Annotated in this window: 14 protein-coding genes; 10 read left to right on the forward strand and 4 right to left on the reverse strand. The window is 75.4% G+C overall.

Annotated features, from left to right (window positions below; translation table 11 throughout):
• Positions 1-13 precede the first annotated feature (13 nt).
• The 10 genes from FB388_RS23465 to FB388_RS23510 all read left to right on the forward strand — a co-directional run bounded on the left by FB388_RS23465 (position 14) and on the right by FB388_RS23510 (position 6,011).
• A complete protein-coding gene (locus FB388_RS23465; RefSeq protein WP_211362183.1) occupies positions 14-649 on the forward strand; it encodes a TetR/AcrR family transcriptional regulator in 636 nt (211 codons plus the stop codon).
• A gap of 34 nt (positions 650-683) precedes the next feature.
• Positions 684-1,412, forward strand: a complete 729-nt coding sequence (locus FB388_RS23470; protein ID WP_142104353.1) for a pyrimidine reductase family protein — start codon at positions 684-686, stop codon at positions 1,410-1,412.
• A gap of 116 nt (positions 1,413-1,528) precedes the next feature.
• A complete protein-coding gene (locus FB388_RS23475) occupies positions 1,529-2,011 on the forward strand; it encodes an Asp23/Gls24 family envelope stress response protein (RefSeq protein WP_142104354.1) in 483 nt (160 codons plus the stop codon).
• A gap of 26 nt (positions 2,012-2,037) precedes the next feature.
• On the forward strand, positions 2,038-2,346 hold the full coding sequence (locus FB388_RS23480) for a hypothetical protein (protein ID WP_142104355.1): 309 nt from the start codon (positions 2,038-2,040) through the stop codon (positions 2,344-2,346).
• Positions 2,343-2,582 carry a hypothetical protein gene (locus FB388_RS23485; RefSeq protein WP_142104356.1) on the forward strand — a complete coding sequence of 80 codons (240 nt, stop codon included), beginning with the start codon at positions 2,343-2,345 and terminating at the stop codon, positions 2,580-2,582. Before FB388_RS23480 ends, FB388_RS23485 begins: the two co-directional genes overlap by 4 nt.
• A gap of 10 nt (positions 2,583-2,592) precedes the next feature.
• The gene (locus tag FB388_RS23490) at positions 2,593-2,772 is read left to right on the forward strand and encodes a hypothetical protein (protein WP_142104357.1); all 180 of its coding nucleotides are present in this window, start codon (positions 2,593-2,595) and stop codon (positions 2,770-2,772) included.
• On the forward strand, positions 2,769-3,140 hold the full coding sequence (locus FB388_RS23495) for an Asp23/Gls24 family envelope stress response protein (RefSeq protein ID WP_142104358.1): 372 nt from the start codon (positions 2,769-2,771) through the stop codon (positions 3,138-3,140). The genes FB388_RS23490 and FB388_RS23495 overlap by 4 nt, the downstream gene beginning before the upstream one ends.
• Positions 3,141-3,159: 19 nt before the next feature.
• Complete coding sequence (locus tag FB388_RS23500) at positions 3,160-3,699, forward strand: DUF6286 domain-containing protein (protein ID WP_142104359.1); 540 nt, start codon at positions 3,160-3,162, stop codon at positions 3,697-3,699.
• Positions 3,696-4,355, forward strand: a complete 660-nt coding sequence (locus FB388_RS23505) for an alkaline shock response membrane anchor protein AmaP (RefSeq protein WP_246122325.1) — start codon at positions 3,696-3,698, stop codon at positions 4,353-4,355. The genes FB388_RS23500 and FB388_RS23505 overlap by 4 nt, the downstream gene beginning before the upstream one ends.
• 66 nt (positions 4,356-4,421) lie before the next feature.
• Positions 4,422-6,011, forward strand: a complete 1,590-nt coding sequence (locus FB388_RS23510; RefSeq protein ID WP_211362184.1) for an alpha/beta fold hydrolase — start codon at positions 4,422-4,424, stop codon at positions 6,009-6,011.
• Positions 6,012-6,030: 19 nt separating this feature from the next.
• On the opposite strand, the gene FB388_RS23515 is transcribed toward FB388_RS23510, so the two are convergent.
• From FB388_RS23515 to FB388_RS23530, 4 genes are all read right to left on the reverse strand, one after another.
• Positions 6,031-8,220, reverse strand: coding sequence for a DUF732 domain-containing protein (locus tag FB388_RS23515; RefSeq protein WP_142104361.1), 2,190 nt, complete (start codon positions 8,218-8,220; stop codon positions 6,031-6,033).
• A 251-nt stretch (positions 8,221-8,471) separates the two neighbouring features.
• A complete protein-coding gene (locus FB388_RS23520) occupies positions 8,472-9,734 on the reverse strand; it encodes an aminotransferase family protein (RefSeq protein ID WP_142104362.1) in 1,263 nt (420 codons plus the stop codon).
• Between the two features lie 21 nt (positions 9,735-9,755).
• Positions 9,756-10,190: a DUF5709 domain-containing protein gene (locus tag FB388_RS23525; protein WP_142104363.1), complete on the reverse strand. Its 435-nt coding sequence runs from the start codon at positions 10,188-10,190 to the stop codon at positions 9,756-9,758.
• An 18-nt stretch (positions 10,191-10,208) separates the two neighbouring features.
• Positions 10,209-11,363 carry a PucR family transcriptional regulator gene (locus FB388_RS23530; RefSeq protein ID WP_142104364.1) on the reverse strand — a complete coding sequence of 385 codons (1,155 nt, stop codon included), beginning with the start codon at positions 11,361-11,363 and terminating at the stop codon, positions 10,209-10,211.
• Positions 11,364-11,373 lie beyond the last annotated feature (10 nt).

An 11,373-nucleotide genomic window follows, 5' to 3' on the forward strand; every position in this document is an offset into this window, starting at 1 on the left:
GTAGGGTGGGCGCATGCCAGCCGCACCCATGAGCGGACGCCGCGCGCAGGCGGCCCGCAACGACGAGCTGATCATGAACGCCGCGCGGGAGGTGTTCGTGGCCGATCCGACCGCGCCGATCGCCGCGGTCGCCGAGCGGGCCGGGGTCGGGATCAGCGCGCTCTACCGGCGCTACGGCAGCAAGGAGGACATGCTGCGGCGGCTGTGCGCCGACGGGCTGTCCCTCTACATCCGGATCGCGGAGGCGGCGCTGGACAGCGCGGATCCGCCCTGGGAGACGTTCGTGGCCTTCGCGCGGGCGGTGGTGGCCGCCGACACGCACGCGATGACGATCTCCCTCGCCGGCACGTTCACCACGACGCCCGAGCTGATGGAGCTCGCCCAGCGCTGCGACCAGCGGGTCCGTGCGGTGGTCGACAAGGCGCAGGCGGCCGGGGTGCTGCGGGCCGACGTGACCCACACCGACTTCGGCCTCCTCTTCGAGCAGCTGTCCACGGTGCGGCGGGGCTCACCGGAGCGGACGACCGAGCTGCGCGAGCGCTACCTGGCGCTCCTGCTCGACTCCCTGCGCACCCCGCCGCAGCACGAGCCCCTCCCCGGCCCGCCGCCCCGGCAAGGGGAGTTCGCCGACCGGTGGGAGAAGCGGTAGCCGGTGCCGCGGAGAGTTGTGCTGGGATGACGTCGTGCGACCGCTGCTGCCCGCCGACGACGACCTGGACGACGAGCGGCTCGCGCAGCGCTACGCATACCCCGAGCAGTTGGGCGCGCCGTTCGTGCGCGCCAACTTCGTGGCCAGCGCCGACGGCGCCGTGTCCGTCGACGGCCGCTCCGCGGGCCTCGGCTCCCCCGCCGACCACCGGGTGTTCGTGATGCTGCGCCGGCTCGCCGACGTCATCCTCGTGGGAGCCGGGACGGCGCGGGCCGAGGACTACCGGGGCGCCCGCAAGCCGACCCGCGGCCGCGACGCACCGCCGCCGATCGCGGTCGTCACCGGCTCGGCGATGCTCGACCCCGGCGGGAGGCTGTTCACCGACACGCACGTCCCGCCGATCGTCCTCACCCTCGCGTCCGCGCCCCCGGAGCGCCGCGAGCGGCTGGCCGCCGCGGGTGGGGACGTCGTCGCGCTCGACCGCCTCACCCCCGACCTCGTGCTGGCCGAGCTCGCGCGGCGCGGGCTGCACCGGGTGCTGTGCGAGGGAGGGCCCACCCTCTTCGGCGAGCTCGTGGCGGCGGACGCGGTCGACGAGCTCTGCCTGACCGTCTCGCCGGTGCTCGTCGGGGGCACCGCAGGCCGGATCGCGACGGGACCGGCGAGCGAGCACCGCCAACCCCTCGAGCTCGCGGACGCCCTGCACGAGGACGGGGTCCTCCTGCTCCGGTACCGCCGCGCCGCCGCTACCCCGATCGGGTGACTTCCCGGCAGAGGGGTTCGAGAATCCGCACCCCACATACCCCACTGGCGAACACTCGCCAATGCGCTCCGCACGCGCGCGCGGGCGCGAAGAGTCGATGGAGAAGGATCAACGGCATGAGCGAGAGCACCGCGACTCCCACGACGACGACACCCACCACCACCGTCGCGTCGCCGGCCCGGCTCGCCGACGACACCACGCAGGGCAAGACCACGATCGCCGCCTCGGTCGTACAGAAGATCGCCGGCATCGCCGCGCGGGAGATCTCCGGCGTGCACTCGATGGGCGGCGGCGTCTCCCGGGCCTTCGGCGCGATCCGCGAGCGGATCCCGGGCGGGGGCACCGGCGGCGCCAACATCGCGGGCGTTCAGGTCGAGGTCGGTGAGAAGCAGGCCGCGGTCGACCTCGACATCGTCGTCGAGTACGGCGCGTCGATCGTCGAGCTGGCCAGGGCCGTGCGCCGCAACGTGATCACGGCCGTCGAGCGCATGACCGGGCTCGAGGTGATCGAGGTCAACATCGCGGTCAACGACATCCACCTGCCGCAGGCCATCGAAGAGGACGCGCAGCCGCCCGTGGTGTCCGCGCGGGTCGAGTGACGGCCCCAGCGACGAGGACGACGGCCGTGCCGAACCCACCCGACCCGGTCGAGCTGGCCGAACGGGTGGCGGCCGCCGTCGCCGCACACCCCGCGGTCGCCGCCCTGCACGGCGGCATCTACAACGACATCGCCACCTACCTGCCGGGGCGCAAGCTCGTCGGCGTCCGGATCGGCGAGGGCGACGAACCCGTCGAGGTGGCCGTCGTGCTGCGCGCCGACCGGCCGATCCCGGAGGTGGTCCGCTCGCTGCGCCGCGACGTGTCCCGGCTGTGCGGCGGCGCGGCCGTCGACATCACCGTGGCCGACATCCTCGTGCCGGAGGAGCTGCTGTGAACGAGGAGGAGCGGGCCGCCTACCGGGCCTTCGTGCGCGAGAACCACCCGGACCGCGGTGGCGATCCGGAGGTGTTCGTCGCGGGCATCGCCCGGTTCCGCGAGGCCGGGATCGTGGAGGACGATCTCCGGTACGACGCTCCCGTCGAGGTGGTGCGGCCGCTGCCGTTCCCGGTGCGCGTGGGCGTCGCGCTGATCCGCACCTGGCACCGCCGCCGCAACCAGAGAGTGCTGTAAGAGGAGAACCATGAACGCCACCCAGACCGGCCTGCTGGCAGGCCTCGCCCTCGGCATCGCCGGGGCGTTCGGGGGCCTCGGTGCCTTCCTGATCGTGCTGGTCCTCGGCGCGATCGGGCTGCTCGTCGGCCGCGCGCTCGACGGCCAGCTCGACATCAACGCCCTGCTCGGACGGGGCCGCGACCGGTGAACCGGCTCCCGGCCGTCGAGGAGCGTGGCCGGCTCGAGATCCATCCCGCCGTGCTGCGCAAGATCGTCGAGCACGCAGCCGACCAGGTGCCCGGCACGCTGCGCCACGAACGGCGCCTCGCGGGTATCGACATCGGAGAGGCCGGGGCCAGCGCGCGCATCACCACCGGGGCGGGCGATCCCCCCACGGTCGACGTCCGGCTCGAGCTCACCCTCCAGTACCCCGCCCCGGTGCGCACCGTCGTCGCGGCCGTGCGGGCCAAGGTGGGCGAGGAGCTCGCGCGCGTCACCGGGCACCGCGTGCGCGCCATGACCGTGACGATCGCCGGCCTGCGGCCGGCGCGTCCCGCGGCGGCCCGGCTGCTCTAGCCACAAGAAGGAGGAAGTCGTGCGCGTGCTGCTGCGGGTGCTCGCCCCGCTGCTCGGCCTCGCCGTCGCCCTGGTCGGGGTGCTGGTGGTCCTCGAGGTGGTCGCGGCGTCGGTGCGGCCCGGCGGGGGCGACGGGCTCGTCGTGCCGTGGCCCGACTGGTTCGCCTCTCTCGAGCAGACCGCGTGGACCGACGCCCCGGTGCCGGGCATCGCGATCGGCGTCGCCGTCCTCGGGCTCCTCCTCGTGCTCCTCGGGCTGCTGGCCCGGCGCCACGACGTCCGGGTCGACGGACCGGCGCCCGAGATCAGCGTCACCACGTCGCCCCGCGTGCTCGCCCGCCTCGTCGGCCGCCGCGTGCGCACCGCGGAGGACGTCGCCGCAGCGTCCGTCACGGCGTCGCGGCGCCGGGTGTCGGTGGCCGCGGAGGGCTGGAGCGGCGCCGGTCCCGAGCTCGCCGACAGCGTGCGCGCCCGCGTCGAGGCTCTGCTCGACGAGATGCCGCTGCACCACCGGCCGCGGGTCACCGTGACCGTGCAGGAGCGGAGGATGCCGCGGTGACGACCGACCTGCCGAAGAGCACGGCCCCGAGCTCACCTGCGCTGCGGCGGCGGGCGACCGCGGCGATCGCCCGCTCCACCACCGGCGAGCGGACGCTCGCGGTGGTGGTCGGGCTCGTCCTGCTCGCCGCGGGCACCCTCGTCACGCTCCTGTCCTACGGCTACTTCGGCACGGCACGCGCCGGCCGGCCGCTGCTGGACCCGATGATCGTCGACGCCGTGCAGGCGCAGCCGCTCGTCGCCCGGGTCGTCGGGATCGCCTGCGGCCTGCTGCTCGCCGTGCTCGGGCTGGTCTGGGCCGCGCACGCCCTGCGCCCGGAACGCCGTCCCGACCTCCTGCTGGAGGGCGAACCGCTCGACGGCAGCATCGACACGTCCATCGTCGTGAGCGCCGCCGCGGCGGCCGAGGCGATGGCCGCGCAGGCCGCCGAGCTGCCCGGGGTCGGCCGGGCCAGGGCCCGGCTCGTGGGCACCGAAGCGGCACCTGCCGTCCGCATCACGCTGTGGCTCGCCGACGACGCCGCCGTGCGCGACATCCTCGCCCGCCTCCACTCCGAGGTGCTGACCACCGCCCGCGCGTCCCTCGGCCTGACCGAGCTCCCGGCGGCCGTACGACTGGAGCTCGATCACGTCCAACCCGGCCCGCGGGTCGCATAGGTTCACCTCCCCCACACCGGGTGTGCGGCACGCTGTTCCCGGATCCAGCACGACCGGGAGGGGCACGTGGCACGACCACCGCGTCATGCGGTCGGAGCGGCTCGCCTCCGCCTGGTTGCTCTGCTCTGCCTCGTCGCCGCGCTCGCCGGCTGCACGGTCGGTCCGTCGCAGCGTCCGCCGGTGGCCGTACGCGGCGAGAACGTGCCCGCGGCGCCCAGTGCCCTCGCGCCGACCGAGCCGCCGGAGCTCCCGGAACCGGAACCGCAGCGGGCGAGCATCCCGTTCTTCGAGTGCACCGAGGACACCCTCGTCACGCTCGTCGAACCGGTGCCCGCCGACCGGCAGCTGCAGGTGGACTGCGGGGAGCTCACCGTGCCCGCCGATCCCGACCAGCCCTCGCTCGGCGCCGTGACCCTGGGCGTGATCCGCGTCGGGGAGGCCGGGGCGCCCGCCGACCGGCCACCGCTGCTCGTGCTCGGCGACAGCACCCGGGAGCCGTCCACCCGGCACGCCGCAATTCTCGCGGGGCAGGTCGACCCGTCGGTGCTGCAGCAGTACACGCTCGTGGGCCTCGACCGCCGCGGAGCGGGCGAGGACATCCTGCACTGCGCGCCGGACACCGCCCGCTCCGCGCTCGTGGACGCCGACGCCGAGTCCACCGGCGAGGCGGACCTCGCCCAGCTGCTCGAACAGGCCCGCTCCGTCGTGCAGGAGTGCAACCTCACCCTCGACGGCGGCCTCGGCAGCTACCGCACCGCCGCGACCGCGGCCGACGTCGAGCTGCTGCGCGCCGCCCTCGGGGTGGAGCGGCTGTCCGCGGTGGGCGTCGGCGACGGCGCCGCCGCGCTCGCGACGTGGGCCAGGACCGCACCCCGTTCCGTCGGGCGGCTGGTGCTCGACGGGCCGCCGCACCCCACGCAGGACGAGCCCGACCTCACCGACAGCCGCGCCGCGGCCGCTGAGGCGGCCCTCGGGGCGTTCGGGGTGGCGTGCGCCGCGCGTCCGGACTGCCCGCTCGGCCCCGACCCGCGGGCCACGGTGGCCACTCTCCTCGGGCAGCTCCAGCGCCAGCCGCTGGTGGCAACCGACGGGAGCCGGCTCACCGCGGGCGCCACGGTCACCGCGCTGCTGGCGGGCCTCGGCGAGCCGCGGCGGTGGCCGGGCCTCGCGGCGGCCCTCGCTGCGGCGAACGCGGGCGACCCGGTCCCGATGCTGACCATCCTCGCCCCGCTCACCGGGCCGAGGGGCCTGTTCGACGGGATGCTCGCCACCAGCTGCAACGACACCCAGCGGCGCCTCGCCCCCGGCGAGATCGCGGAGGTCGCACAACGCTGGACCGCCGCGTACCCGACGTTCGGGGCGACGCTCGCTTTGCGGCTGCTGGCGTGCGCGCCGTGGCCGACCGGGCGGAAGGTCCCGCTGGCCGGTCAGGCCGATGCCGCGCCGCCGATCCTCGTGATCGGCACGGCGGCCGACCCGCGCAGCGCGCTCGACGGTGCCCGGCGCACGGCCGACTCGCTCACCACCGCCCGCTTCATCAGCTGGCAGGGTGCGGGCACCGGGGCCTACCCGCGCACCGCGTGCGTCTCCGGCGTGGTGAACGCGATGCTGCTCGACGGCGTGCTGCCCGACTCGGGCACCCTCTGCCCGCCGTGAGCGCGGGTCACGGAGTGGCTCAGCAGTAGAACCGCTGCGCGTGGTCCACCACGTCGCTCGCCTGGCCACGCGTGACGTTCGGCAGCACCGCGGGCACCGACCGCGCGAGCTGCGCCTCGTCGGCCCCCTGGTCCAGCTGGGAGCAGATCGCGTCGGCCGCTTCGACCTCGGCCTGCCCGCTGCTGCTGGTGGGAATGTCGGCGTCGCGCAGGGCGGTGAGGAAGGCGGTCGCCTTCTTGCTGTGCAGGTCGACGGCCGGAGTCATCGGCTCGGGCTGCTGCGGCTCCACCGGGGCGCTCACCGCGGCCGGGGTGGCCTCGGGGGGCGCCGCTTCGGGCTCGGACGTCGTGACGAGCGCGACGATCGCGGCGAGCACGAGCACCGCCCCCACCCCGACGGCGGCGAGGACCGGCCGCGAGGTGAGACGCCCGACCAGGCCGCGCTCCTCGGGCTCGTCGTCGAGCTCGGAGTCGTCGACGTCGTCGACGTCCTCGACTTCCTCCGGCTCGTGTTCGGGCTCCGCGGCCACCGGCCGCCGGGTGATGGTGGTGGCCTCGGCGGGCGCCGGTTCCGTGCGCCGGGGCCGGACCGGGTCGCGCAACGCGTCCAGCCCGGTCAGCACGGCCGTGGCCTCCCCGTCCGTGCTCCTGCGAACGGGGCTGTTCTGTTGGGAGGCACGGGGCGGGGGCCCGCTGGTGCGCCCGGACTCGTCCGGCCGGGGGGAGCGGGGCGGCGGCCCGGCCGGGCGGCGCGGCGGCGGGCGCCGTCCGGGGGCGCGGGCAGGCGCGATCAGCGGGACCGCCTGGGTGGGCGGTTCGGGCGCGTCCTGCCGGCCCGGCGCGTCACCGCGCGCGACGCTGTCGGCGATCGCGCGCACCTCTGCCTCGGCCGCTTCGTTGGCCTGCGCGGCCGCCTCGGCCGCCGCCTCCGCCGCCGCCTCGGCCTCCTCCGCAGCGCGCGCCGCGGCCGCGATGGCGGCGGAGGCCCGTTCGGCGGCCGACGCAGCAGCGTCCTCGGCGGACGCGGCGGCCTGCTCGGCGGCGCGACGACGGGCGGCGTACTCCTCGAGCGGAAGCGCCGGTGCCTCCGGAGCGCTGCGGTGAGCCGGCGCGACCGCGGTGAACGCGGTGGTGGGGTCGGGCGTCAGGTCGACCGGGTCGGGCGCCTGCGAGGGCTCCTGGCCGAAGATGTCGTCGGGACCGGGTCCATCGGCCTCGGTGATGCGGATGCGCCCGGTGAGGACGCTCTCGGCGAAGGCGGGGTCGGCGAAGGGGTCGGCGTCGCGGTGGTCACCGTTGTTCGACGCGAACAGGTCGCCACCACCCAGTTCGTCGCCACCCCGGTCGGTGCGGAGCGGATCGGACTCGGCGGGCTCGTCGGAGAACGGGGCCGGCAAGGCCGAGCGGTCACCGGAAGGCGCAGTGCTCGGCCGGTCGCGATCGGCCCAGCGGCGCAGCCGCGGGTCGGTGTCCACCAGCTTCCGCTCGGGCCGCTCCGCGCCCAGCGGGTCGCGGTCCAGCGGTTCGCTGTCGAACAGCGAGTGGGGCTCGTCCGGTTCGCGGCCGAGCGGGTCGCGGTCCTGCAGCGGTGGCGCGAAGGGCGATCGATCCAGCGGATCGGCCCCGGCCCGGGTACCGGTGTGGTCACCGTCCATACCGACATCGTGCGTCGGCCCGAGGTCCGGAGCGTCCCGATCGCGCGTGCCGTCGCCGAGCGGGCCGTTCTCGGCGTGGACCCGCGCGGTCGAGAGGGCGTCGAGGGGGTCGTCGCCGAACCCCGAGCCGCCGAACCGGTGGTCGAGCACGCCGTGCTCGACGTCCGGACGCGGGTCCTCGACGTCGAGGACCGATGTCCCCCACTCGTCGCCGCCCAGGTCGTCCAGCGCGCGATCGGACCACTCGCCGTAGGAGTTCTCGGCGTAGGAGTTCTCTGCGTGCAGGCGCGGTGTCGGGAAGGGCTTCTCCTCGGCGCCGTCCGGCTCGGCGGAGTCCGGCGCGGAGCGCTCGTCCGGTCCCCAGAGCTCCGGGATGTCGTGCAGCGGCTCCCGGTCCGAGGTCCCCGGGTCCCCCCAGCCCCAGTCGAAGGCGTGCTCGTCGCCGCCCTCCGCCAGCAACCGGTCGACGAGGGACCGGTCGCCGGAAGCCGGGTGGCGCCGCGATCCGTCCTCGTCCGCCACGGCGTGCCGGGCAGCGCCGTAGCGTCCACTCACCGCCTCACCGGCCATCGCTAGCTCCCGTCCCCCAAAGCACTCCCTTGCCGTGTCAGTACAACGACTGGATTACGGGGAAGGCGCGGTCGCGCCCGTCACGGTGCCCACGTGAGTGAGGTCAGTCACAGAATGTATGCCCAGGTCACGCGGCGCGTCCCCCACTCGTCACGCCCGGTCACCACGGTCGGGTCGCGGCCCGGGCAACCCTTCGACTGTTCGACGTACTGCATACGCCCGATCGGGTCAGCGGCTCATTTCGCATCGTCGAGGCCGCCCCGCAGCGCCTCGGTCAGCAGCTCGATGTGCCCCTCGGTGAAGGTCAGCGGGGGCGACACGGCCACGGCGGAGACCATCGGCCGCACGAGCACGCCACGCCTGCGGGCCCCGGCGGCCACCGCGGCCGGCAACGCGGGGTTCGCGGCCAGCCGCTCGGGGTCGAGCTCGATCGCGGCGAGCACCCCCGTGCCGCCGCGGGCCTCGGCGACGAGCGGGTGGTCGGCGAGCGACTGCACGGCTTCGTGCAGCGGGAGCTCCAGACCGTCGGCGCGCTTGAGCAGCCCTTCGTTCTCCATCACGTCGAGGTTCGCCAGCGCGGCCGCGCACGCCGTGGGGTGGCCGGAGTAGGTGGCGCCGTGCCGGAACGGGGGTGCCCCGTCGGCGAAGAACGGCTCGGCCACCCGCTCGTGCGCCACCACCCCGCCGAGCTGCACGTACCCGCTGGTGATGCCCTTGGCGAACGTGACGAGGTCGGGCACGATCCCGAACCGGTCGACGCCGAACCAGTCGCCGAGCCGGCCGAACCCGCAGATCACGCTGTCGATGACGAGCAGGACCCCGTGCCGGGTGCAGATCTCGCGCACGCGCTCGATGTAGCCGGGCGGCGGCGGGTACACCCCGCCCGCCCCGATCACCGGCTCGACGAAGAACGCGGCCACGCGCCCCGGCCCGATCCGCTCGATCTCGGCGTCGAGCGCCTCCGGGTCGTCCCACTCCACCTGCACGACGTCGGGCACGAACGGCGCGGCGAGCCGGTTGGCGGGGATGCCGGCGAGCGCGGTGCCGAAGCCGTGCGTGCCGTGGTAGGCGTGGCGCCGGCTGACCAGCACCGTGCGCTCCGGCTGCCCGGTGCGTGCGAAGTACTCGCGGGCGATCTTCGCGGCGGTGTCGATCGCCTCCCCGCCCCCGTTGACCAGGAAGATCTTGGCCCCCGGGACGGGGGCGAGACCGGCGAGCCTGCGGGTCAGCTCCAGCGCAGGACGGTTCGCGAAGTCGGTGAACGTGTGGTAGGTCGCCAGCTCGCTCATCTGCGCCGCGACGGCCTCGGCGATCTCGCGCCGCCCGTGGCCGACGTTGACGCACCACAGGCTCGCCGTGGCGTCCAGGTAGCGGTTCCCCGCCTCGTCCCAGAGCCAGACGTCCTCGCCACGCGTGACCACGAACTCGCCGTGGCGCACAGCGCCCATCGCAGCGAACGGATGCCAGAAAGCGGTGTCGGTCGCGTCCACGTCACTCATGCCGGTGACGTTACGCGGGGATCAGTCGTCCAGCCTGCGTTCCTCGGTGACCACGTGCACCGCGGCCTCCTCCGCCGACGCCGCTCCCCCGTCGATGCCCGCGTCGAGCGCGTACAGCTCCTCGTCGTCGTCGAACGTGCCGCCCGCCGCCACGAGCCGGCCGGCGCGCACGTCGCCGACCTCGTCGTCGAGCAGCTCGCCGTCGGTGTCGGAGGCGTCCCCCAGATCGTCGCCCAGCCACTCCTCGCCGTCCGGGAGCTCGCGCGCGAGCCGCGCGTCGAGGGGCTCGTCGCCCGCCTCCTCGCGGGCCGTGGTGCCCCAGCCGGTGCTCGCCCACGGCTTCTCGGCAGGCGACCAGCCCTCGTCGAGCACGTCACCGACGCCGCGGTCGTCCAGGCTGTCCTCCGGCTCGAGGACTCCGGAGTCGTCCTCGTCGGAGCGGTTCTCGGGATCCATGGGTGAACCCTTTCACGGTCAGCGGAGGCACTCCAGGGCGAGGAGCACCACGGCCGCGTCGGTCGGCACCGTGACGTCCCGCCCGGTGAGCTCGGCGAACCGGCGCAGGCGGTTGAGCACGGTGTTGCGGTGGCAGTACAGCCGGGCCGCGACCTGCGCGACCGAACCCGTGGTGGCGTAGGCGCGCACGGCCGCCAGCAGCCGCTCCCGCTCCCGGTGCGGCACCTCGGCGAGCCCACCGAGCTCGCTCCGCACGAGCTCGGCGGCGGTGTCGGTCAGGCGCGCGGCGGCGAGGGGCAGCCAGGCGTCGGTGAGCTCTCGCGGGCCTGCCGTCCCCGTCGAGACGTCGACGATCTCGCCCGCGATCCGGGCGCTGTGCGGCACGTCGGCGAGGCCGTGCGCCAGCGGGCCCACCCCGCACGGCACCCCGGCCAGCGCGGCGCGCACCGGCGCACCCGTCCCGCCCTCCCAGCGCGCGATCAGCACGACGTGTCGCCCGGTGGTCTGCACGTGCACCATCCGCCCGTCCGCCCCGAGGCGGTCGGCCGCCCGCCGCAAGCCCGGGCCCGCGGCGGCCGTCGCTGCGGCGACGAGCAGGTCGGCGTCCACGTCGACGTCGAGCGCGACCGCCAGCCGCTTCACCTCGTCGGGGTCGGGGTCACGGCCCGCGAGCAGGGAGGCGACGAGCATCGTGCGCTCGCCCTGCCGCTCGCGGGCGAGCAGCGCCGCCTCGGCCTGGTAGCTCACCTGGATCTGGGTGGTGTAGTCCTCGACCGCGGCCCACACGTCCTCGACGTGGGCGACCAGGAGCGGCTCCTCGGCGGGCTCCGCCCGCTCGACGAGACCGGCCCACAGCACCCGGAAGTCCAGCCGCACCGCCGTGAGCAGGTCGTTCAGCGGGACGCCCCGGCGCGCCCTGTCCCGGCCGATCGACGGGCCGATGTCGATCAGCCGCTCCGGGACGGGCTGTCCGGCCACGCGGCGCAGCAGGTAGTCGAAGGTGCGGTCGGCGTCGGCCTCGAGCACCTCGTGCGGCACCACCCCGCGCCCGTACGGGCCGATGGCGCGCACGCGGTCGACGAACTCGGTGACGAGCGCGTCGGCGTCGGCGCGGAGCCGCCCGACCAGCGCGGTCCAGCGGGCGGCCGCAGGGTCGTCACGGGGTTGCGGCATCCGCACACGT

The organism is Pseudonocardia cypriaca (assembly GCF_006717045.1).
Classification (GTDB): Bacteria; Actinomycetota; Actinomycetes; order Mycobacteriales; family Pseudonocardiaceae; genus Pseudonocardia; species Pseudonocardia cypriaca.

Bases quoted from the DNA above. Each gene is read 5' to 3' on its own strand.
- FB388_RS23465 (WP_211362183.1), top strand. From the start codon at position 14: ATGCCAGCCGCACCCATGAGCGGACGCCGCGCGCAGGCGGCCCGCAAC.
- FB388_RS23475 (WP_142104354.1), top strand. From the start codon at position 1,529: ATGAGCGAGAGCACCGCGACTCCCACGACGACGACACCCACCACCACC.
- FB388_RS23490 (WP_142104357.1), top strand. From the start codon at position 2,593: ATGAACGCCACCCAGACCGGCCTGCTGGCAGGCCTCGCCCTCGGCATC.
- FB388_RS23520 (WP_142104362.1), bottom strand. From the start codon at position 9,734: ATGAGTGACGTGGACGCGACCGACACCGCTTTCTGGCATCCGTTCGCT.
- FB388_RS23525 (WP_142104363.1), bottom strand. From the start codon at position 10,190: ATGGATCCCGAGAACCGCTCCGACGAGGACGACTCCGGAGTCCTCGAG.
- FB388_RS23530 (WP_142104364.1), bottom strand. From the start codon at position 11,363: ATGCCGCAACCCCGTGACGACCCTGCGGCCGCCCGCTGGACCGCGCTG.